Origin of the sequence: Gordonia pseudamarae, from assembly GCF_025273675.1 — a bacterium.
GTDB lineage: Bacteria > Actinomycetota > Actinomycetes > Mycobacteriales > Mycobacteriaceae > Gordonia > Gordonia pseudamarae.
Map to the genome: position 1 here is coordinate 2,324,281 of NZ_CP045809.1, position 21,223 is coordinate 2,345,503.

Sequence of the window (21,223 nt, forward strand, 5' to 3'; positions counted from 1 at the left end):
CCGAACGCGGCCCCGAACGCGGTGCCGTCAGACGGGGCCGAGTGCGGGCACCGCATCCCCCACGGGGCCGGTGACCGTCGCCGCGACATCGTAGAGCGGGCCCCCGCGCAGATACCCGAACAGCGCGGCCCGATATCCGCGGGCATGGCTGGGGCCACACACTTCCGACGCAGGCTGTTCCAGAATCGACGACGCGTGATGGCACGCCCACGTCCCGGGCAGTGATGAGAGGTAGTCGACGGCGTCGGTGAAACCCCGACGGAATTCATCGAGATCGAGGGTGTTGTCCATCACATCGCCAGGGGAAGGGGTATGACCGGGGAAGTGGTGGTGGGTCGGATCGGAGGAGTTCACCGGTCGCCCTCCCCAGTCCGATCGGCGTGCGGCTGATCGTTGTGTGTGTGATCGGCTCCGGTCCCTCCGGTCTGGCCGACTCCGGCCTGGTCGTCCTGGGCCAGGGTCCGGTACAGGGTGGCGCGGCTGACGCCGAGGGACTCGGCGATCGTCGGCACCCGCTCACCGAGTGCGCGGCGGCGCCGGGCGATCTCGATCTGTTCGGCGTCGAGTACCCGCGGTCGCCCGACGGATCCGTCGCGGGTGGCGACAGGCCGATGCGGGGTGACGAATTCGCGCCGGTCCTGCGGGGGAGGGGCGCAAGCACGCGTCTCGGCCTCGTCACCGAGGTTTGCCAGCGATGCGAGGATCGCGACGATCGTCCGTCCGGTGGGGTCCGCGGTGTCGAGACCTTCCCGGACCGACCGCAGACGCAGGCCCCGCTCGAGCAGTGTGCGTACTGTGCGCATCACGTCGTCGGGGGTGGCGCCGAGCCTGTCGATACTGGCGACGACGACGGTGTCGCCGGTGCGCGCGTAGTCGAGCAGGGCGGCCAGGCCGGATCGGTGCGGCGCCGGGGAGCCCGGGGTGTGGACGTCGCTGTACACGCGGAAGCCACTGACCCCGGCGGCGGTCAGCGTCTCGAACTGCTCGTCGTCGTCGAGCCGTCCGGTGCTCGCCCGCGCGTACCCGAGCAATTCGCCGGGCGGCGAGCCGGAATCATCGATTGCCATAGTACTGAGACTATCTCATAAGAGTGAGAAAGTCGCGTATTTAAACCGGGGGAGGCCCTCGTAGGGCCTGGGTAATCCTTAGTGCACCGAGTGCGACCAGGCAATTATTTCGATACGGCATTTCGATACAGTAGAGATGCATATTGCGACTCTGTTTAGATACCGAGACGGTCGATTGTGGGAATACGAGACTGATTGCGGGAATATGAGACGGGATGTGCCGCGGACACCGGCGACGCCCCGACCCGAACAGTTCGCCCGGGTCGGTACAAGGTGCGTTCGCACCGGCGACCCGCGCCGTCGTGCTGGGTGCGCTGTGGGTGATTGGGGGTGCTCTACACCGCGGCGGATTGGTTCGATGTGGACTACCGATGGCTGGCCAGTCCGGCCTCCGGGTGAGGATTCGCCGACACGTCATCGTCCCGCCGGGTGCGGACTGACAAGCGCGTGCGGCCACCACGATACGATCACGGGGTAAACCCGCCGTTTCCCTGATCAAGGAGAATCCGCCGTGCCCGATGATGTTCTGGTGACCAGCCCCGCCACGATCCGTGTGCCAGCTGGGACCACCGCGGGTACCGCGCTCCGCGAGCACGACCTGCCCAACAAGGGGCCCGAGGCCGTCGTCGTCGTCCGTGATTCCCACGGCGAGCTCAAGGATCTGTCGTGGGCACCAGAGGAGGACACCGACGTCGAACCGGTGGCCGCCAACACCGATGACGGGCGCAAGGTCATCCGGCACTCCTGCGCGCACATCCTGGCGCAGGCCGTGCAGGACGTGTTCCCCGACGCCCGGCTCGGAATCGGGCCGCCCATCACCGACGGCTTCTACTACGACTTCGACGTCGCCGAACCCTTCACCCCCGAGGATCTGGTGACCTTGGAGAAGAAGATGAAGCAGATCATCAAATCGGGGCAGCGCTTCTCCCGTCGTGTCTACGCGTCCAAGGACGAGGCGCGCGCCGAACTGGCCGCCGAACCGTACAAGCTCGAACTGATCGACGACAAGGGTGCCGCCGACGACTCGGAGGTCATGGAGGTCGGCGGCGCCGAACTCACCGTCTACGACAACCTCAACCCGCGCACCGGAGACCGAGAGTGGTGCGACCTGTGCCGGGGCCCGCACGTGCCCACCACCAAATACATCGCCGCGTTCAAGTTGACCCGCAGCTCGGCCGCCTACTGGCGTGGCGATCAGGCCAACGCCGGCCTGCAGCGCGTCTACGGCACCGCCTGGGAGTCCAAGGAGGCCCAGGACCTCCACCTCGAACGGCTGGCCGAGGCCGAAAAGCGTGATCACCGCAGGCTCGGCACCGAACTGGACCTGTTCAGTTTCCCCGACGAAATCGGTTCGGGCCTGCCGGTGTTCCACCCCAAGGGTGGCATCATCCGCAAGGAACTGGAGGACTACTCGCGGCTGCGGCATGCGCAGGCGGGCTACGAATTCGTTTACACCCCGCACGCCACCAAGGGCGACCTGTTCAAGCTGTCCGGGCACCTGGACTGGTACGCCGACGGCATGTACCCGCCGATGCAACTCGACGAGGAACGCGACGGCGACGGCACCCTGCGCCGACCGGCCATCGACTACTACCTCAAGCCGATGAACTGCCCGATGCACAACCTGATCTTCCGCTCCCGCGGCCGGTCCTATCGCGAACTGCCGCTGCGGCTGTTCGAGTTCGGCACCGTCTACCGCTACGAGAAGTCGGGCGTGGTGCACGGGCTGACCCGTGCCCGCGGCTTCACCCAGGACGACGCCCACATCTACTGCACCCGCGAGCAGATGGGTGAGGAGGTGCGTTCGCTGCTGCAATTCGTGCTCGACCTGCTGCGCGACTACGGCCTCGACGACTTCTACCTCGAGCTGTCCACCCGCAACCCCGACAAATCGATCGGTTCCGACGAGGCATGGGAGGAGGCCACCGAGGTGCTACGGGAGGCGGCCTCGAGCTTCGGCCTCGACCTCGTCGACGATCCCGGGGGCGCGGCGTTCTACGCACCCAAGATCTCGGTGCAGGCCCGTGACGCGATCGGGCGCACCTGGCAGATGTCGACCATCCAGGTCGACCTGATGCTGCCGGACCGGTTCGAACTCGACTACACCGGCAACGACGGCGCCAAGCATCGTCCGGTGATGATCCACCGGGCGCTGTTCGGGTCCATCGAGCGGTTCTTCGGTGTGCTCACCGAGCACTACGCGGGCGCCTTCCCGGCATGGCTGTCGCCGGTGCAAGTGGTCGGCATCCCGGTCGCAGAGGCCTTCGCCGACCACCTCGACGGTGTGATCGGACAACTCAAGGCGCGCGACATCCGAGCCGAGGTCGACTATTCCGATGACCGGATGCAAAAGAAGATCCGCACGCACACCACCGGTAAGGTGCCGTTCATGCTGCTCGCCGGAGAACGCGACGTAGAGGCGGGGGCGGTCAGCTTCCGGTTCCGTGACGGTAGCCAGGTCAACGGTGTGCCCGTGGACAAGGCGGTCACGCTGATCGCCGACTGGGTGTCCGCCCGGCGCAACGAATCCCCGACGGCCTCGTTGTTCGACGACTCCGCCGCGGTGGAGCAGGCGGCGACGCCATGACCGAGTCGCCAGGGGAGATCCGGGATGTGGGCACCGGCGACATCGACCGGTTGCAGCGTCTGTGGACCCCGCACCGGATGACCTACATCACCGCAGAGCCCCGCTCGACGTCCAAGACGGGCCACCCGTTCCTCGACATCCCCACGATGTCCGATGAGGAGGGCCTGATCCTGGCGCGCGGAAAATCGGTGTACGCGGTGCTCAACCTGTACCCCTACAACGCCGGGCACACGATGGTGGTGCCGTACCGGCAGGTCGCCGACCTCGAAGCCCTGACCGCCCAGGAGTCGGCGGAGCTGATGGCGTTCACCCAGCACACCATCCGCACCATCAAGGCCGTGTCCAACCCCAATGCGTTCAACGTCGGACTCAACCTCGGCTACGCGGCGGGCGGTTCGCTGGCCGAACACCTGCATCAGCACATCGTGCCGCGCTGGGTGGGCGATGCGAATTTCATCACCGTCGTCGGCGACGCCAAGGTGATCCCGCAGCTGTTGCGCGACACCCGCGCTCTGCTCGCCGACAAGTGGCGCGAACTGTGGCCGGGCTCCGAGGCGGAGACCGTCTGATGCTGAGCATCCTGGGCAGAGCATCGGTGTCGAAGGTCACCGCCCCTATCGGCAAGGCATTGCTGACCACCGGGCTCACCCCCGACATCATGACCGTCCTGGGCACTGTCGCCACGATCGCCGCCGCGGTGACCCTGTTTCCGATGGGCCATCTGTTCGTCGGCACGCTGGTCATCTGGCTGTTCGTCATGTTCGACATGCTCGACGGCGCGATGGCCCGCGCCAACGGGGGCGGTACCCGGTTCGGGGCGGTGCTCGACGCCACCTGCGATCGGATCGCCGACGGCGCGATCTTCGCTGGTCTGGCCTGGTGGTGCATCGTGGAGGAGCCGCACCGGCTGCTGTTCGTGGCGACGTTGATCTGTCTGGTCACCTCGCAGGTCATCTCCTACGCCAAGGCACGCGCCGAAGCATCGGGTCTGTACGGCGACGGCGGTCTGATCGAACGCCCGGACCGGCTCATCATCGTGCTCGTCGGTTCCGGGTTAACCGGTCTGGGAATCTGGTGGGCCATTCACGTCGCCATGTGGCTGCTGGCCGCGGGCAGCATCATCACTGTGGTGCAGCGGATGCATTCCATCGCGTCCTCGCCCGGCGCACGAGATCTGATTCCCATCGTCACAAAGGACGCCGTGGACGACGCGGACGACGGCGGCGTTCCGGGGAGCACGCCATGACCTCGGCCCCCAAGGTGTCCCCGGCCGAACGGCTGACCGATCTCGGTTACCGACTGGGCTGGTCGGCGGTGCGGTACGCCCCCGATTCACTGGCCCGCTCCCTGTTCGACATAGGCGGCGGATGGGCCGGGCGGCACGGCGGCGGACCCGATCAGCTGCGGCGCAACCTGGCCCGCGTGCTGGGTGTGCCTGCTGCGCAGGTTCCCGCCGAGACGGTCGAGGCGGCGGTCCGCTCCTACGCGCGATACTGGTACGAGGCGTTCCGGTTGCCCTCGATGGATCCGGCAGCCGCGGCCGCCTCGGTCACCATGCCCGAGGACGATCAGGCCTGGCTCGCCGAGGACGTCGGCCGCGGCAAGGGCGTGGTGATCGCGCTGCCGCATTCGGGGAACTGGGACATGGCCGGGGTGTGGCTGGTGCGGCATTACGGACAGTTCGCAACCGTCGCCGAGCGACTCAGACCCGAGTCGCTCTTCCGCAGGTTCGTCGACTACCGCGAATCCCTGGGCTTCGAGATCTTCCCACTCTCCGGCGGCGAACAACCACCGTTCACCATGCTCGCCGAGCGCCTGCGGGCCGGGGGCATCATCTGTCTGCTCGGTGAGCGAGATCTCGCCGAACATGGTGTCGAGGTCGAGTTCTTCGGTGAGAAGACGCGGATGCCGGCCGGCCCGGTCCGGCTCGCCATCGACACCGGCGCAGCCCTCAAGGTGGGTCACCATTGGTTCGGTGACGGTGTCACCTCACACGTGAGTTGTGGACCCGCCATCGACACCTCGGGCGGAGTGGAGGCCACCACACAACTGCTCGCCGACGCCTACCAGCGCAACATCGCCGCGCATCCCACCGACTGGCATATGCTGCAGCCGCTGTGGGAATCCGACTGGTCGGACGAGCGCCGGGCCCGGATCGAAGGAACCTGAGCCGATGAACGACCCTGCTTTGATCGTCCACCCCGCATTGACTGTCCATAAGGTATCCGCACCATCGGCTCACCCGTTGCGGACATCGCGGTGAAGATCGGGATGATCTGCCCGTACTCCTTCGACGTCCCCGGAGGAGTACAGGCACATGTGGTGGAACTGGCCGAGGTGTTCGGTCGGCGCGGCCATCAGGTCAGCGTCCTGGCCCCGTCGGCGGACACCACCGGCCTGCCCGACTACGTCGTGTCGGTCGGCCCGGCTCTGGCCATTCCCTACAACGGGTCGGTGTCGCGGGTCAACTTCAGCCCGCAGGGCTATATGCGGTTGCGGCGCTGGATCGCCGACAACGAGTTCGATGTGCTGCACGTACACGAACCCAATTCGCCGTCGACGTCGATGCTGGCGCTGATGGTGGCCTCCGGGCCGATCGTGACCACCTTCCACACCGCCACCACGCGGTCGTTGTGGCTGACCGTCTTTCAGGGCATCCTGCGGCCCTACCACGAGCGGATCGCCGGCAAGATCGCCGTCTCGGAACTGGCGCGGCGCTGGCAGATGGAATCGCTGGGCTCGGACGCGGTGGAGATCCCCAACGGCATCAGCGTGTCGAGTTTCGCCGACGCCCAACCCCTCGACGGCTACCCGTGGGAGGGCGGTTCGATCCTGTTCCTGGGCCGCTACGACGAGCCGCGCAAGGGCGTCGACATCCTGATGCGGGCGTTGCCGGCCATCGTGGAGCGGTTCCCGAAGGTCCGGGTGCTGGTCGTCGGCGGCGGCAACGAGCGCGCACTGCGCCGCCGGGCCGGATCGCTGGCCGATCATCTGGTGTTCCTCGGTCAGGTCGACGACGCCACCAAGGCGCGTGCGCTGCGTTCGGTGGATGTTTACTGTGCGCCCAACCTCGGCGGCGAAAGCTTCGGCATCGTCCTGGTGGAGGCGATGGCGGCGGGGGCGGCGGTGGTGGCCAGCGATCTCAACGCGTTCCGGCGGGTGCTCGACGACGGCCGCGCCGGACGCCTGGTGCCCACCGGGTCGGCCGAGGGCCTGGCCACCGCGGTGATCGAACTGCTCGGCGACGACACCGCCCGCGCCGAACTGGTCGCGCGGGCCCGGGTGCGGGCGGCGCGCTACGACTGGTCGCGGGTCGCCGACCAGATCCTGCGGGTGTACGAGACGGTGACGGTCGGCGCCGGACCCGTCATCATCTCCGACTGAAGGGTCCGTACCCCATGCACATTTCGGGAGTGACCGTTCCCGGACCACTCGCGGCCGCGCTCACGGTGGTGACGGTGATCGTGGCGCTGGCGGGATGGTGGGCGTACAAGGCGGCGGTCCGGCTCGACCGGCTCAACGTCCGCGTCGACCTGGCCCGTGGCGCGCTGGAGGCGGCGCTCTCGCGGCGTGCGGTGGTGGCCCGGGTGGTGGCCGCCGGGATTGCCGACGATCCGGGGGCGACGGCGTCCGAACGCGAACGGGCGGGCGAACTCGTCGCCGCGGCCGACCATGCCGAACGCGCCGACGCCGGTGTCCGGGAGGCGGCCGAGAACGCGCTGTCGGCGGCGCTCGCGCGCACCGACGCCAGGGGCCGACCGGCCGCGCTGGTCGCCGAACTCGCCGACGCCGAGACGCGGGTGATGATGGCCCGCCGGTTTTACAACGACGCCGTGCGCGACACGCGCAGCCTCGGTGAGCGTCGCCTGGTGCGGTTGCTGCATCTCGGTGGGACCGCGCCGTTGCCGCAGTTTTTCGAGATCATCGAACGCTGACGTACCACAGGGTTTGGCCGTGCGTCCGGTCGCTGTTTCGTTCAACGGGAGTAGGTCGCTGTGGCTCCCGGCGATCCCTCGCCTAGACTTGACGAGCAGCACGCACGCGCGGCCACCGGATCCGGCCCGTACCGGGCCGGATCGTCGGTCGTGGGCCAGTGGACGACATCGAAGCAGGAGAGTCAGTGAGTCAGTTCCAGGGCACAGCCCGGGTGAAACGCGGAATGGCCGAAATGCTCAAGGGCGGTGTGATCATGGACGTGGTCACCGCCGAGCAGGCGAAGATCGCCGAGGACGCGGGCGCCGTCGCGGTGATGGCGCTTGAGCGTGTACCCGCCGACATCCGGGCCCAGGGCGGTGTGTCGCGCATGAGCGACCCCGACATGATCGACGGCATCATCGAGGCGGTCAGCATCCCGGTGATGGCCAAGGCCCGCATCGGACATTTCGTGGAGGCCCAGATCCTGCAGAGCCTCGGCGTCGACTACATCGACGAGTCGGAGGTGCTCACCCCCGCCGACTATGCCAACCACATCGACAAATGGCAGTTCACCGTGCCCTTCGTGTGTGGTGCCACCAACCTTGGTGAGGCGTTGCGGCGGATCACCGAAGGTGCGGCGATGATCCGCTCCAAGGGCGAGGCCGGCACCGGTGACGTCTCCAACGCCACCACTCACATGCGCAAGATCCGCGACGAGATCCGTCGGCTCACCACGCTGCCCAAGGACGAGCTGTACGTGGCCGCCAAGGAGTTGCAGGCCCCGTACGAGTTGGTCGCCGAGGTCGCCGAGATCGGCAAGCTGCCGGTGACACTGTTCACCGCGGGCGGTATCGCCACCCCGGCCGACGCGGCCATGATGATGCAACTCGGTGCCGAGGGCGTGTTCGTCGGATCGGGTATCTTCAAATCCGGCAACCCGGCGCAACGGGCCGCGGCGATCGTTCAGGCCACCACCTTCCACGACGACCCCGATGTGCTGGCCAAGGTGTCACGCGGACTGGGTGAGGCGATGGTCGGTATCAACGTCGACGACATTCCGCAGCCGCACCGACTGGCCGAGCGCGGCTGGTAGGGCCGGGTAACGCAACGATGGGCGCATCCGAGGGAGACTCAGTGGACCTGATCATTCGCGATGACTCTCGCTGCGGAACCGACATCGTCGGGCCGCTGAGTCTGAGCTGGGCGGCCAACAGTGATGTCGGCCGGGTCCGTGAGTCCAACGAGGATGCGGCCTCGGTCCGTCCGGGTAAGTATTTCGTCGCCGACGGAATGGGCGGGCACGAGAGCGGTGAGGTCGCCAGCGAGACGGCGTTGCGCGCGTTCGACGACGTCGAGTGCGGTGGTGACCGTACTCAGACGCAGACCGCACTGATCGATCTGCTGTCCACCGCGCAACAGCAGATAGACGAGATCGATCCGGGGGCGCACCGGCGCGCGGGCACCACCGCCACCGGTGTCGTTCTGGTCACCCACGAGGACCGCCCGCACTGGCTGGTACTCAACATCGGCGATTCGCGCACCTACCGGTACGCCCAGGGGGTGCTCGAACAGGTCACGGTCGACCATTCGCAGGTCCAGGAGTTCGTCGACGCCGGGTTCATCACCGCCGAGCAGGCCCGCACCGACCCCCGCCGCAACGTGATAACCCGGGCCCTGGGCGCCGGGATGATCGCACCGGAGGCCGACTTCTACTCGTTCCCCGCCGTGGCGGGCGATGTGCTGTTGATGTGCACCGACGGTCTGACCGGTGAACTGCCCGATGGTGAGATCGAGGCGATTCTGGCCGATATGCCCTCACCGCAGGAGGCGGTCACCACGTTGATCGCCGGTGCGCACGCGCTCGGCGCGCACGACAACGTCACCGTCGTCGTCGTGGCCGTCGCCCAGGCGTCCGACGGTGCCGATGCCGTCGTCATCGATACGAACATCGCCGCCGCCACGGACACCGACGCCCCGGCCGATCCGGCGGCCGCGGTGAGCCCGAACGGTGGAACACAACCCGAAGCGGCCGAGGGCCCGTCGGTGTGAGCACCGCGGTCGTCGAATACTGCGGGGAGCAGTTCCCGCTGGGGATGGGGGCACGGTTCTCGATCGGCCGCGAGGCCGACCTGACCATCGACGACAACCCGTATCTGCATCGCCGGTTCCTGCTCGTGTACCACCTGAACGAGTTGTGGTGGCTGAGCAACCTCGGCACGCACCTGTCGGTGAGTGTGTCCGCCGGTGACGGTTTCACCGCGACGCTGGGGCCGGGGGCGCAGATGCCGCTGGTGTACGGGGTGTCGACGATCGTGTTCACCGCCGGTCCCACCACCTACGAACTCAGTGTGCACACCCCGCAGCCCAGTGTCGGTGCGGTCACCGGGCCCGCGGTCATCAGCGGTACCACCACCCAGGGCGTACCGATGCTCACCGAGAGCCAGAAACTGCTGATCGTGGTGCTCGCCGAGGAGATCCTGCGCCGCGACGGCACCGGTGCCAGTTCGATCCCGACATCGGCGCAGGCCGCGGCCCGGTTGGGCTGGTCGATCACCAAGTTCAACCGCAAACTCGACAACGTATGCGACAAACTCGACCAGCTGGGCGTCTCCGGTATGCGCGCCGGCGGCGGTCGGCTCGCCACCAACCGCCGGGCCAAACTCGTCGAGTACGCGGTGGCCTCCCGGATCGTCTCGCGTGCCGATCTACCCATGATCGATGCCGAGGCGGCGCGCAATCAGGTGCACTGACCCAATGAAAGTGCTCTGACCTGCGTTTTTGACATGGGTAGTACTACCCATGTGATGGGGAGATCTACCCATCGACCGACGGGCCGCGACGCCATAGCGTTCTTGCCATGACGACGACAACCACCTCGCACCCGCAGACCTCCACCGTCGGCTCTGCCCGCGCGACCCAGGTCGTGCACCGCCCCGGCTACGTCGGCGCCCCCGCCGGCAGCAGGGCCGCCGCCGCCCGCCGTGAGCTTGAAGCCAGCCGCCGCCGCGAAGAGGCGCTGGCGCGCCTCGCCGCGCGCAGGATGCCGTTGCCCGGGCGCCCTATGCCCGGGGCGCAGATCGCCGGCCCCACCTCGCGGTCACTGATCCGTTCCATCGAGGTCGACCGCGAGGAGGCCGAGCAGCCGGCCGAGCGCACCTGCACGTGTGCGGCGACCTCGGACCACGAACGTCCGTCGCTGACCGACCGCGAGATCGAGGTGTTGCGCACCTGGCTGATGCTTGACTCCAAACCGGCTGTGGCGCAAGAACTGTTCATCTCACTCGGCACCGTCAACACGCACCTGACCCGGATCCGGGCCAAATACGCCGACATCGGCCGGGCGGCCCCCACCAAGGCCGCGCTCGTGGCCCGCGCCGTCCAGGACGGGCTGGTCTCCCTCGACGATCTGTGAGCCGGTGACCGCCGGTCCGCATCGCGGTCGGCGGTTCCCGGTCAGCGGGACCGGCCACGGCGAATACACTCATCGCGTGGCAACAATCGAGGAGATCCTGCGTGTCGAGCGGATCGAGAAGGATATCTACCGCGGGCCCGCGTTCCCCAGCCGCCTTGTTCGTACCTTCGGCGGCCAGGTCGCGGCGCAGGCGCTGATATCGGCGACCAACACGGTTGATGAGGCGTTCCATGTGCACTCCCTGCACGGGTACTTCCTGCGATCGGGCAATCCCGACATGCACACCGTGTTCCTGGTCGACCGCATCCGCGACGGACGATCGTTCATCACCCGCCGGGTCACCGGTATCCAGGACGGTGTGGCCATCTTCAGCATGTCGGCGTCCTTCCACGTCAGTACCGACGAGGGCATCGAACACCAGGACCAGATGCCGCCCGCCCCGGCACCCACCGAGCTGGCCGACCGCCGCGAGGACGAGTCCGAGGAGGACAAGGCCGTCTATAAGGAGTGGGACAACTTCGACATCCGGATCGTGCCGCGCGAGAAGATGGTCACCTCCGACTACTTCGCCGCCCAGCAGCGCGTGTGGTTCCGTTACCGGCACCCCCTGCCCGACGACCAGGTGTTCCACATCGCCACGCTGGCGTACATGAGTGACATGACCCTGCTGGGGTCCTCGCGCGTACCCCATCCCGACGTCAACCCGCAGGGCGCCTCGCTCGATCACGCCATGTGGTTCATGCGGCCGTTCCGCACCGACGAGTGGCTGCTCTACGATCAGACCTCGCCGTCGGCGGCCGGTGGCCGGGCACTGACCCAGGGACGCATCTTCGACCTGGACGGCCGGATGGTCGCCGCCGTCACCCAGGAAGGGCTGGCCCGTACCGGACGCACGCTGCCCAAGGACCAATACGCTCGGCAGGACCGGTGAGCGCCCCCGCGGGTCCGCGGATCGGGGTGCTGGCACTACAGGGTGATGTCCGTGAACATCTGGCGGCCCTGGAGGCATCCGGGGCCCGGGTCACCACGGTGCGCCGGGCCGGTGAACTCGACGCCGTCGACGGTCTGGTCATCCCCGGGGGTGAGTCCACCACGATGAGTCATCTGCTGACGGTGCTCGAGCTGTTCGAACCGCTGTCGCGGCGGCTGGCCGACGGGCTGCCGGCATACGGCTCGTGTGCGGGGATGATCATGCTCGCCAGCACGATCCTCGATACCAGACCCGACGCCCGGCATCTGGATGCACTCGATATCACTGTGCGCCGCAACGCTTTCGGCCGACAGGTGGAGTCCTTCGAGACGGATCTGGAGATCGCCGGCATCACCGACGGGGCCGATGCGGGGCCGATGCGGGCGGTGTTCATCCGCGCGCCGTGGGTGGAGTCGGTGGCACCGGAGGTACAGGTCCTGGCCCGGGTCCCCGACGGCCCCGCACAGGGGCGGATCGTCGCGGTGCGACAGGACAATGTACTGGCGACCTCGTTCCATCCGGAGGTCACCGGCGATCACCGGGTGCACGCCTATTTCGTCGACATGGTTCGGGAGGTTTCCGGCTCCGATCGCGGCGTCGGTACTATCGACACCTGATCGCACGCCGACAATCGTGCGCGCACGGCCGGTGCCGCACGATCACCGGCCGGGCACCACGCGAACGCAACGGGAACGACGACACCGGGAGAACTATGAGCGGCCATTCCAAATGGGCCACCACCAAGCACAAGAAGGCGGTCATCGACGCCAAGCGCGGCAAGATGTTCGCCAAGCTGATCAAGAACATCGAGGTGGCGGCGCGCACCGGTGGCGGTGATCCGGCAGGTAATCCGACCCTGTTCGACGCCATTCAGAAGGCCAAGAAGTCGTCGGTTCCCAACGACAATATCGAGCGCGCCCGCAAACGCGGTGGTGGCGAAGAGGCCGGCGGTGCCGACTGGCAGACCATCATGTACGAGGGCTACGGACCCAACGGGGTGGCGATTCTCATCGAATGCCTCACCGACAACCGCAACCGCGCCGCCGGTGAGGTGCGGACGGCGATGACCCGCAACGGCGGCAACATGGCAGACCCGGGTTCGGTGTCTTACCTGTTCACCCGCAAGGGCGTGGTCACCCTGGAGAAGAACGACCAGAGCGAGGACGACGTACTCATGGCCGTCCTCGAGGCCGGCGCCGAGGAGGTCTCCGACCTGGGCGACACCTTCGAGATCGTCAGTGAACCCACCGACCTGATCGCCGTGCGCTCGGCGCTGCAGGAGGCCGGGATCGACTACGACTCGGCCGAGGCCAGCTTCCGCGCGTCGGTCGAGGTCGCGGTCGACGCCGACGGCGCGCGCAAGGTGTTCAAACTCATCGACGCGCTCGAGGACTCCGACGACGTGCAGAACGTGTACAGCAACGTCGACATCAGCGACGAGGTGCTCGCCGAACTCGAGAACGACTGAGCCGTTCACTCCACGAAGGCGCCGCCCACGGGCGGCGCCTTCGTGGTTGCCCGGCCATGGCCCGGTGTTGGGGACGTGGAGTGCGGAGTGTTGTTGTGAGCGTCGCGGCGCCGACCGGCTACCATGTCGAACAGTTGTTCTCTATGCCGGGAGGTGCGCGGGTGCGGGTGATGGGTGTGGATCCGGGATTGACCAGATGCGGTATCGCGCTGGTCGAGTCCGGTAAGGGCCGCTCGGTCACCGCCCTCGATGTCGACGTGGTGCGCACTCCCACCGACATGGAACTCTCGCAACGGCTGCTGGCGGTCTATACCGCGGCCTGCCACTGGCTCGACGTCCACCGGCCCGACGTCGTCGCCATCGAGCGGGTATTCGCTCAGAACCAGGTGTCCACGGCGATGGGTACCGCGCAGGCCGGGGGAGTGATCGCGCTGGCCGCCGGTCAGCGCGATGTGCCGGTGCGCTTCCACACCCCCTCCGAGGTCAAGGCCGCGGTCACCGGCAGCGGCCGCGCCGACAAGGCACAGGTCACCACCATGGTGACGAGGATCCTCGGGATGCAGACCGCACCGAAACCGGCCGACGCCGCCGACGCGCTCGCGCTGGCGATCTGCCACTGCTGGCGCGGTCCGATGGCCGAACGGATGGAGGAGGCCAAACGCAGGGCCGACGCCCTCGCCGCGCGGCACCGGGCCCGCGTCGCCGAGGCCGCGGGCGGTGTCCGGTGATCGCGTCTGCGCGCAACTGTGCGCGCGCCGACCGGACAGGAGGGGCCCGGTGATCGCGTCGGTCCGCGGGCCGGTGATCGATATCGCGCTCGATCATGTGGTCATCGACTGTGGTGGTGTCGGGTACCGGGTGCTGGTCACCCCGCCCACGGTGGCCACGGTTCGGCGGGGGGCCGAGGCCACCCTGCTCACCACGATGATCGTGCGTGAGGACTCGATGACCCTCTACGGTTTCGTCGATCCGGACGCGCGGTCGCTGTTCGGGCTGTTGCAGACGGTCACCGGGGTGGGCCCGCGCCTGGCGATGGCCACTCTGGCGGTACTCGAACCCGACGCGCTGCGGCGCGCACTGGCCGATTCGGATACCAAGGCGCTCATATCGGTGCCGGGTATCGGCAAGCGGGTCGCCGAACGACTCGTCGTCGAGTTGCGGGACAAGGTGGAGATGCCGACCAGTGCCGGTGCCGGTGGTGCGACCGGTGCCGCGGGTTCGGTACGGGGACAGGTCAACGACGCGCTCGTCGGTCTCGGCTTCACCGCCGCGGCGGCGGAGAAGGCCGTGCAGGCGGTGCTCGCCGACAATCCGTCCGCCGACGCGTCCACGGTGCTGCGCATCGCTCTGGGTGCCCTCGGCAAGACGTCATGACCGGCGAGGGGAGGCAGTGATGGACACCGACGACCCGGGACAGTTCTCGGAGGTGAGTGCCGTGCCGATGCCCGGTGACGGCGATTTCGACGCCGGCCTGCGGCCCCGGTCGCTGGCTGATTTCATCGGCCAGCCCAAGGTGCGCGAACAACTCGACCTGGTGTTGCAGGGCGCCAAGGGCCGGGGCAGCACCCCCGATCACATCCTGCTGTCGGGTCCGCCCGGCCTGGGCAAGACATCGCTGGCGATGATCATCGCCTCGGAGATGGGTGCGGCCATCCGTGTCACCTCCGGACCCGCCCTCGAACGGGCCGGGGACCTGGCGGCGATGCTGTCGAACCTGGTCGAGGGAGATGTGCTGTTCATCGACGAGATCCACCGAATCGCCCGGCCCGCCGAGGAGATGCTGTATCTGGCGATGGAGGATTTCCGGGTCGACGTGGTGGTCGGCAAGGGCCCCGGCGCCACGTCCATCCCGCTCGACGTCGCACCGTTCACGCTGGTCGGTGCCACCACCAGGTCCGGGGCACTGACCGGGCCGCTGCGCGACCGGTTCGGGTTCACCGCGCACATGGAGTTCTACGAAACCGACGAGCTGGTAAGGGTGCTGCGGCGCTCTGCCGGGATCCTGGGCATCGTGATGAGCCCCGATGCGGCCACCGAGATCGCCCGCAGGTCCCGGGGGACCCCGCGCATCGCGAACCGCTTGCTGCGGCGGGTCCGTGACTATGCCGAGGTGCGCGGTGACGGCAAGGTCACCGTCGCCGTCGCGCGTGCGGCGCTGGCCGTGTACGACGTCGACGATCTCGGTTTCGACCGTCTCGACCGGGCGGTGCTGGGCGCGCTGATCCGGGGTTTCGGGGGCGGTCCGGTGGGGGTGTCCACGCTCGCGGTCGCGGTCGGGGAGGAACCGGCCACCGTCGAGGAGGTGTGCGAGCCGTACCTGGTGCGGGCCGGCATGATCGCGCGCACCCCGCGCGGCCGGGTCGCCACCGCCGCCGCCTGGCATCACCTGGGTCTGACGCCGCCGGCCGGCGCGATGAACGCGACGTTCGCCGTCCGGGCCCGCGACGAGGCCGCCGGTACCCTGTTCGACGAGCCATAACGGCCATAGGGCGGGCCCGGGCGCCGGCCATGGCACACTAGGGGGAGCGGTCGGGCCATTCCCGCGTGGATCACTGCGGCCCGCAACCCCCCCGACGACACGACTGATCAAGGATCGAAGCACACATCATGGAGCTACTCTTCCCCCTGTTGCTTGCCCTCATGGCAGGCTTCATGTTCATCAGCATCCGCAAGCAGAAGAAGCGGATGCAGGAGATGCAGGAAATGCAGGGCGATGTGTCGGTGGGTACCCGCCTGCAGCTGACGTCCGGCCTGTTCGGCACCGTCGTCGACGCCGACAACAGCGACTACGTCGATGTGGAGATCGCCACGGGTGTGGTCACCCGCTGGAACCGGCTGGCGATCATGCGTGTCGTGCAGACCGAGGACGCCGCCGAAACCTATCCGGGCGCGCCGTCGGTCTCGCACTACGACGACCTCGACGACGATGATGATGACGACGATTTCGTCACCGACGACTACCTGGACGAGGACGACGCCCCGTCCGACAGCGAGCGCGGCAGCAAGCCCGATCTGGAGAAGTGACCTCGTCGTCCGGACGTTCCGAGCTTCTGCTCAGCTACCAGCACTAGGATGAACCCGCCCACCGGCCGTCATCGCCACGGCCGGTCTCGCGCGGTGCGTTTGACGCCGCCTGCGGTCGAAGGAGACCTGAACAGCAGTGAGTACACCTCGCCGTACGGCCAAGCGGCCGGGACCTCGTAACGAGGTCGCGCCGTGGAAACCGTTGACCGTTTTCCTCGCCCTTCTCGCCATCGTGTACGGGCTGGTGTTCTTCACCGGCGGCGGTTCACCCGAACCCAAGCTCGGCATCGATCTGCAGGGCGGCACCCGGGTCACGCTCACGGCCCGGACCCCGGACGGCAAGACCCCGTCCAAGGATCAGCTCGACCAGGCCAAACAGATCATCGAGAAGCGCGTCAACGGACTCGGCGTCGCCGGTTCGGAGGTGGTGGTCAACGGCAACAACCTGGTGATCACCGTCCCCGGTAACGACGGCAAACAGGCCCGCACCCTGGGCCAGACGGCTCGGCTGTATGTCCGGCCGGTCACCACCGTGCAGCCGGCGGTCGTGCAGAAGCCCACCGAGCAGCCCGGCACCGACGCGGGTACCTCACCCGCGCAGGGCACCGAAGCCGAACGCAAGAAGGCGCAGGCCGCGATCGAGGAGCAGCGCAGACTGCGCCAGGCGCCGGCCGACGCCGACGAGAAGACCATCGCCGCGCTCACCGCGCACATGGCCAAGATGGACTGCTCACCCGAGTTCAACGATCCGCTGCGCGGCAACGACCTGCCCGACCAGTACTTGGTTGCTTGCTCTCAGGACGGCACCCAGGTGTACCTGATGGAACCGCAGATCATCGACGGCCGTGACATCGCCAGCGCCTCGGCCGGCACCAACGACCGCGGTGAATGGGTCGTCATGGTCGAGTTCAAGGGCAAGGCCCGCGACTTCTGGCCCGACTACACCGGCAAGAACGTCGGCAAGCAGACGGCGTTCACCCTCGACACCGAGGTCGTGTCGGCGCCGAGCATCAACGGTGCCATCACCACCAAGCAGACCGAGATCACCGGCTCCTTCAACCAGAGTTCGGCCAAGGATCTGGCCAACGTCCTCAAGTACGGCTCGCTACCGCTGTCGTTCGAGGCCTCCGACGCCGAGACGGTGTCGGCGACCCTGGGCAAGGAGTCGTTGCGGGCGGGCCTGATCGCCGGCGCGGTCGGCCTGATCGCCTGCCTGCTGTACGCGCTGGCCTACTACCGGATGCTCGGTGTGCTCACCTTCCTGTCGCTGGTGCTGGCGGGCCTGCAGGTGTACGGCATCATCGTGCTGCTGGGCCGCTGGATCGGATTCACCCTGGACCTGGCCGGTATCGCCGGTCTGATCATCGGTATCGGTATGACCGCCGACTCGTTCGTCGTCTACTTCGAACGCATCAAGGACGAGATACGCGAGGGCCGAACGTTCAGATCGGCCGTGCCGCGCGGTTGGGTCAGTGCGCGGCGCACCATTTGGACCGGAAACATGGTCAGTCTCATCGCCGCGGTCGTCATCTACATCCTGGCGATCGGTGAGGTCCGTGGTTTCGCGTTCACCCTGGGCCTGACCACCGTGCTCGACGTCGTGGTGGTGTTCCTGGTCACCCATCCGCTGGTGGTGCTCGCCACCCGGTCACCGTTGCTGTCCCGGCCGAACGTCAACGGTCTCGGCGCGGTCAGTGAGGTCGCCGCCGAGCGCAGGGCGGCCGCACGTGCACAGGCAACGGCCAAGGCCGCCGAAGCAGCAGAAGGAGCGGTCCGGTGACCACCCCCGACAACATCAGTGACAGCGCCGATCCCCGGCTTTCCGACGGGGGTTCGACCGGGGACGCGGCGGGCGAGCACACCGGCGCGTCGGAGGCCGATTTCGTCGCCGACACCAACCGGTCGTTCTTCTCGCGCCTGTACACCGGCACCGGCGCCTTCGACATCATCAGCAAACGCCGCACCTGGTACATCGTGACACTGATCATGATCGCCATCTGCGGATTGTCGATCGGGCTGCGCGGGTTCACCTTCGGCATCGACTTCGAGGGCGGCACCCAGATCGCGCTGCCCGCCTCGTCCGAGGTCACCCGCGACGCCGTCGAAACCGTCTACTCAGACACCTTCGGCAAGGAACCGGAGACGGTGCAGTCGGCCGGCAGCGGCTCGAGCGCCACCATCCAGCTGCGGTCCGAACATCTGACCCAGGACGAGACCATCGCGATCACCACCGCGCTCGCCGAGGCGTTCAGCGGGTCGATCACGGCCGACGACGTCTCCTCCTCGGATGTGAGCTCCACCTGGGGCAGCGAGATCACCGAGAAGATGATCATCGCGCTCGTGGTGTTCCTGGTGATCGTCTTCGTCTACATCGCGGTCCGTTTCGACCGGGAGATGTCGATCGCGGCGATGGCCTCACTGTTTCTGGACACGGTGTTCACCGCCGGCATCTATTCGATCGTCGGCTGGGAGGTGACGCCGGCGACGGTGATCGGCCTGCTGACCATCCTGGGCTTCTCCATCTACGACACGGTGGTGGTCTTCGACAAGGTCTCGGAGAACACCCGCGGCTTCCTGCGCACCACCCGCCGCACCTACGCCGAACAGGCCAACCTGGCGGTCAACCAGACCCTCATGCGATCGATCAACACCACCGTCATCTCGGTGCTGCCGATCATCGCACTGATGGTGATCGCGGTGTGGATGCTGGGCGTCGGCACGCTCAAGGACCTGGCACTGATCCAGTTCGTCGGCGTGATTGTCGGCGCCTACTCGTCGATCTTCCTGGCCGCGCCGCTGCTGGTGACGCTCAAGGAGATGCGTTCGGACGTCAAGGCGCACACCCGCAAGGTGCTTGAGCGTCGTGCCCGTATCGAGGCCGGTGAACCGGTCTCCACCAACCGCCGGGTCCGCACCGTCGGTGCCGGTCGCGGGGCCCGGACCGGTGGCGGCGACACGGCGGTACCGTCCGGGAAACGCAGGAGCCGGGGCCAGAGCCGATAACGTCGCGGTTATGACAGAAAGACCTGGGCGGACCGCGGTACGGCTGCTGGCCCTGATGGTCGGTCTCGTCACCGGTGCCGGACTGGTGACCGGCTGCTCGGGCGAGGACCGTCCACCGACCATCGACTACATCGTCGATGCGGGCCTGACCACCTACAACGCGAACACCGTCGCCGGCAACGCCGACGGTTCGTTGATGGCGCTGACCAGGGTGCTGCCCGGATTCAGTCTGCTCGGCGATCGCGGCCAGGTGATGCCCGACCGAGACGTGGGCACGGTCACCGTCACCGAGCAGGCCCCGCTGACCCTCCGGTACGCCTTCGCCCCGGAGGCGGCGTTCTCCGACGGCACACCGCTGGACTGCGACGACCTGCTGTTGGCGTGGGCGGCGATGAGCGGCCGATTCCCCGGGTTCACCCCGGCCACCACCGCCGGGTACCGCGACATCCGCCGCGTCGACTGCGCCGCCGGCGCCAAGGCCGCGACCGTCGTGTTCGCGGCCGGTCGCGTCTACCGGGACTGGTTGTCGTTGTTCGGCGCCGGAACGCTGCTGCCGGCGCACGTGGTGGCCCGCAAGGCGGGCGTGGCCGACATCGTCGGGGCGATCCGCGGCAACAACACCGCGGCCGTCCGCAAACTCGCCACGGCGTGGAACACCGGTTTCACCATTCCCGACGGTGATCTGGACCCGGCCGACTTCCCGGCGTCCGGACCGTACCGCGTGGCCACCGCCGACACCGACGAAGGTCTCGTGCTGGTCCCCAACGATACCTGGTGGGCCGATGCGCCCACGGCCACGCGGATCGCGATCCGCGGCGCACGGCACGATCTGGCCGCCCTGGTCTCGGGCGATTTCGATGTCGCCGACGTGGCCGCCGGCATCGTCATCGGCGAGATCGCCGACCTCACCTCGACCGCGGCCCCGGCCGCAGACAACCCCACCTCGGGCAGTTCGCTGTCGGTCGACGAACTGGTGCTCGCCCAGCGCGGTGTGTTCGCCGACCCGCGAGTGCGTCAGGCCTTCGCGTTGTGCGTGCCCCGCCCCGCCATCGCCAAACAATTCGGCGGCGGATCACCGATGTGGAATCTGCGCACCCTGCTGCCTTCGCACAGTTTCGCCGCACAGCTGAACGACCAGGTCGGGCTGCGCTACTCCCGTCCCGACATCATCCGGTCGCGGGCCCTGCTCGACGATGCGTCCGCATCGGGTGTGCCCGGGATCGGCAGCGGCGGGAACCGACTGACCGTACGGATCGGCTACCGCACCCCGCACGCCCGCGACAAGGCGTTGGTGGCGTTGATCGCCAACGAATGCCGCAAGGCCGGAATCACGGTGGCAGACGTCGGCACCGATACGCTGTCGCCGAGCGCGCTGGGCAGGCGGGCCGACGCGCTGCTCATCAGCAGCGGAGCCGGATTCGCCGCGTCGGGTGCGGCCAGCCCGATCCGCGACGCCTACCGTCTGCGCACCGGGGACCCACTCAACCTCGGCGGCGCGGACGATCCGCAGGTGTCGCAGGCGGTCGACCGGCTCGGCGTCGTCACCTCGGCGACCGGTCAACTCGAGGCATTCCGCACCATCGAGACCGGCGCCTGGTCGTCGATACTGTCGATCCCACTGGTCGTCACCGCGCGCGTGTACCGCTCGGGCGAGCGCGTGCGGCACGTGGTGCCCGGTCATGGACGCAACGGCACCGGATGGAATATGGACCGCTGGGTGCTCACCGAATGAGCCGGTCCGGGCTCGTACACCGATGGCGCGCTCTTGCTACAGTTC

The 21,223-nt window shown here is 67.8% G+C and carries 22 protein-coding genes; 20 read left to right on the top strand and 2 right to left on the bottom strand.

The genetic code is table 11. The annotated features are described in order from the left end of the window. Positions 1–27 precede the first annotated feature (27 nt). Together GII31_RS10235 and GII31_RS10240 are read right to left on the bottom strand one after the other, a co-directional pair. On the bottom strand, positions 28–354 hold the full coding sequence (locus GII31_RS10235; protein ID WP_213249196.1) for a hypothetical protein: 327 nt from the start codon (positions 352–354) through the stop codon (positions 28–30). Beyond that, positions 351–1,067, bottom strand: coding sequence for a recombinase family protein (locus tag GII31_RS10240; RefSeq protein ID WP_213249198.1), 717 nt, complete (start codon positions 1,065–1,067; stop codon positions 351–353). Before GII31_RS10240 ends, GII31_RS10235 begins: the two co-directional genes overlap by 4 nt. Before the next feature lie 511 nt (positions 1,068–1,578). Between GII31_RS10240 and thrS the strand changes: the two genes are divergently transcribed. From thrS to GII31_RS10340, 20 genes are all read left to right on the top strand, one after another. Continuing rightward, the gene (thrS, locus tag GII31_RS10245) at positions 1,579–3,654 is read left to right on the top strand and encodes a threonine--tRNA ligase (RefSeq protein WP_213249200.1); all 2,076 of its coding nucleotides are present in this window, start codon (positions 1,579–1,581) and stop codon (positions 3,652–3,654) included. Beyond that, entirely contained in the window at positions 3,651–4,223 is a 573-nt protein-coding gene (locus GII31_RS10250; protein ID WP_213249202.1) for an HIT family protein, read from the top strand. The genes thrS and GII31_RS10250 overlap by 4 nt, the downstream gene beginning before the upstream one ends. Continuing rightward, entirely contained in the window at positions 4,223–4,900 is a 678-nt protein-coding gene (pgsA, locus tag GII31_RS10255) for a phosphatidylinositol phosphate synthase (protein WP_213249204.1), read from the top strand. The genes GII31_RS10250 and pgsA overlap by 1 nt, the downstream gene beginning before the upstream one ends. Beyond that, positions 4,897–5,823 (top strand): phosphatidylinositol mannoside acyltransferase, encoded by a 927-nt coding sequence (locus GII31_RS10260; RefSeq protein ID WP_213249206.1) that lies wholly within the window; start codon positions 4,897–4,899, stop codon positions 5,821–5,823. The genes pgsA and GII31_RS10260 overlap by 4 nt, the downstream gene beginning before the upstream one ends. A gap of 90 nt (positions 5,824–5,913) precedes the next feature. Then, on the top strand, positions 5,914–7,038 hold the full coding sequence (locus GII31_RS10265; RefSeq protein ID WP_213249208.1) for a glycosyltransferase family 4 protein: 1,125 nt from the start codon (positions 5,914–5,916) through the stop codon (positions 7,036–7,038). Positions 7,039–7,052: 14 nt separating this feature from the next. Then, complete coding sequence (locus GII31_RS10270) at positions 7,053–7,589, top strand: LemA family protein (protein ID WP_213249210.1); 537 nt, start codon at positions 7,053–7,055, stop codon at positions 7,587–7,589. Between the two features lie 224 nt (positions 7,590–7,813). Further along, the gene (pdxS, locus tag GII31_RS10275; protein ID WP_287383641.1) at positions 7,814–8,662 is read left to right on the top strand and encodes a pyridoxal 5'-phosphate synthase lyase subunit PdxS; all 849 of its coding nucleotides are present in this window, start codon (positions 7,814–7,816) and stop codon (positions 8,660–8,662) included. 41 nt (positions 8,663–8,703) lie between these two features. Next, complete coding sequence (locus GII31_RS10280) at positions 8,704–9,618, top strand: PP2C family protein-serine/threonine phosphatase (RefSeq protein WP_407649950.1); 915 nt, start codon at positions 8,704–8,706, stop codon at positions 9,616–9,618. 44 nt (positions 9,619–9,662) lie between these two features. Beyond that, the gene (locus GII31_RS10285) at positions 9,663–10,319 is read left to right on the top strand and encodes a hypothetical protein (protein ID WP_246222295.1); all 657 of its coding nucleotides are present in this window, start codon (positions 9,663–9,665) and stop codon (positions 10,317–10,319) included. Between the two features lie 107 nt (positions 10,320–10,426). After that, positions 10,427–10,981: a response regulator transcription factor gene (locus tag GII31_RS10290; RefSeq protein WP_213249218.1), complete on the top strand. Its 555-nt coding sequence runs from the start codon at positions 10,427–10,429 to the stop codon at positions 10,979–10,981. A 76-nt stretch (positions 10,982–11,057) separates the two neighbouring features. Beyond that, positions 11,058–11,912, top strand: a complete 855-nt coding sequence (locus GII31_RS10295; protein WP_213249220.1) for an acyl-CoA thioesterase — start codon at positions 11,058–11,060, stop codon at positions 11,910–11,912. Continuing rightward, positions 11,909–12,568, top strand: a complete 660-nt coding sequence (gene pdxT, locus GII31_RS10300; RefSeq protein WP_213249221.1) for a pyridoxal 5'-phosphate synthase glutaminase subunit PdxT — start codon at positions 11,909–11,911, stop codon at positions 12,566–12,568. The genes GII31_RS10295 and pdxT overlap by 4 nt, the downstream gene beginning before the upstream one ends. 95 nt (positions 12,569–12,663) lie before the next feature. Continuing rightward, complete coding sequence (locus tag GII31_RS10305; RefSeq protein WP_213249223.1) at positions 12,664–13,419, top strand: YebC/PmpR family DNA-binding transcriptional regulator; 756 nt, start codon at positions 12,664–12,666, stop codon at positions 13,417–13,419. Between the two features lie 161 nt (positions 13,420–13,580). After that, positions 13,581–14,147 (top strand): crossover junction endodeoxyribonuclease RuvC, encoded by a 567-nt coding sequence (ruvC, locus tag GII31_RS10310; protein WP_213250144.1) that lies wholly within the window; start codon positions 13,581–13,583, stop codon positions 14,145–14,147. Positions 14,148–14,196: 49 nt separating this feature from the next. Further along, on the top strand, positions 14,197–14,793 hold the full coding sequence (ruvA, locus tag GII31_RS10315; RefSeq protein WP_213249225.1) for a Holliday junction branch migration protein RuvA: 597 nt from the start codon (positions 14,197–14,199) through the stop codon (positions 14,791–14,793). A 19-nt stretch (positions 14,794–14,812) separates the two neighbouring features. Continuing rightward, positions 14,813–15,898: a Holliday junction branch migration DNA helicase RuvB gene (gene ruvB / locus GII31_RS10320; RefSeq protein ID WP_213249227.1), complete on the top strand. Its 1,086-nt coding sequence runs from the start codon at positions 14,813–14,815 to the stop codon at positions 15,896–15,898. Positions 15,899–16,026: 128 nt separating this feature from the next. Continuing rightward, a complete protein-coding gene (gene yajC, locus GII31_RS10325) occupies positions 16,027–16,443 on the top strand; it encodes a preprotein translocase subunit YajC (RefSeq protein ID WP_407649951.1) in 417 nt (138 codons plus the stop codon). 136 nt (positions 16,444–16,579) lie between these two features. Continuing rightward, a complete protein-coding gene (gene secD / locus GII31_RS10330; protein ID WP_213249229.1) occupies positions 16,580–18,223 on the top strand; it encodes a protein translocase subunit SecD in 1,644 nt (547 codons plus the stop codon). Next, the gene (secF, locus tag GII31_RS10335; protein WP_213249231.1) at positions 18,220–19,446 is read left to right on the top strand and encodes a protein translocase subunit SecF; all 1,227 of its coding nucleotides are present in this window, start codon (positions 18,220–18,222) and stop codon (positions 19,444–19,446) included. Before secD ends, secF begins: the two co-directional genes overlap by 4 nt. Before the next feature lie 10 nt (positions 19,447–19,456). Continuing rightward, positions 19,457–21,178, top strand: a complete 1,722-nt coding sequence (locus GII31_RS10340) for an ABC transporter substrate-binding protein (protein WP_213249233.1) — start codon at positions 19,457–19,459, stop codon at positions 21,176–21,178. Positions 21,179–21,223 lie beyond the last annotated feature (45 nt).

Coding starts and splice junctions, on each gene's coding strand:
- GII31_RS10250 (WP_213249202.1), top strand. CDS start 3,651: ATGACCGAGTCGCCAGGGGAGATCCGGGATGTGGGCACCGGCGACATC.
- GII31_RS10240 (WP_213249198.1), bottom strand. CDS start 1,067: ATGGCAATCGATGATTCCGGCTCGCCGCCCGGCGAATTGCTCGGGTAC.
- yajC (WP_407649951.1), top strand. CDS start 16,027: ATGGAGCTACTCTTCCCCCTGTTGCTTGCCCTCATGGCAGGCTTCATG.
- GII31_RS10290 (WP_213249218.1), top strand. CDS start 10,427: ATGACGACGACAACCACCTCGCACCCGCAGACCTCCACCGTCGGCTCT.
- ruvB (WP_213249227.1), top strand. CDS start 14,813: ATGGACACCGACGACCCGGGACAGTTCTCGGAGGTGAGTGCCGTGCCG.
- GII31_RS10305 (WP_213249223.1), top strand. CDS start 12,664: ATGAGCGGCCATTCCAAATGGGCCACCACCAAGCACAAGAAGGCGGTC.
- pdxS (WP_287383641.1), top strand. CDS start 7,814: ATGGCCGAAATGCTCAAGGGCGGTGTGATCATGGACGTGGTCACCGCC.
- GII31_RS10285 (WP_246222295.1), top strand. CDS start 9,663: ATGGGGGCACGGTTCTCGATCGGCCGCGAGGCCGACCTGACCATCGAC.
- GII31_RS10270 (WP_213249210.1), top strand. CDS start 7,053: ATGCACATTTCGGGAGTGACCGTTCCCGGACCACTCGCGGCCGCGCTC.
- pgsA (WP_213249204.1), top strand. CDS start 4,223: ATGCTGAGCATCCTGGGCAGAGCATCGGTGTCGAAGGTCACCGCCCCT.
- GII31_RS10260 (WP_213249206.1), top strand. CDS start 4,897: ATGACCTCGGCCCCCAAGGTGTCCCCGGCCGAACGGCTGACCGATCTC.
- GII31_RS10340 (WP_213249233.1), top strand. CDS start 19,457: ATGACAGAAAGACCTGGGCGGACCGCGGTACGGCTGCTGGCCCTGATG.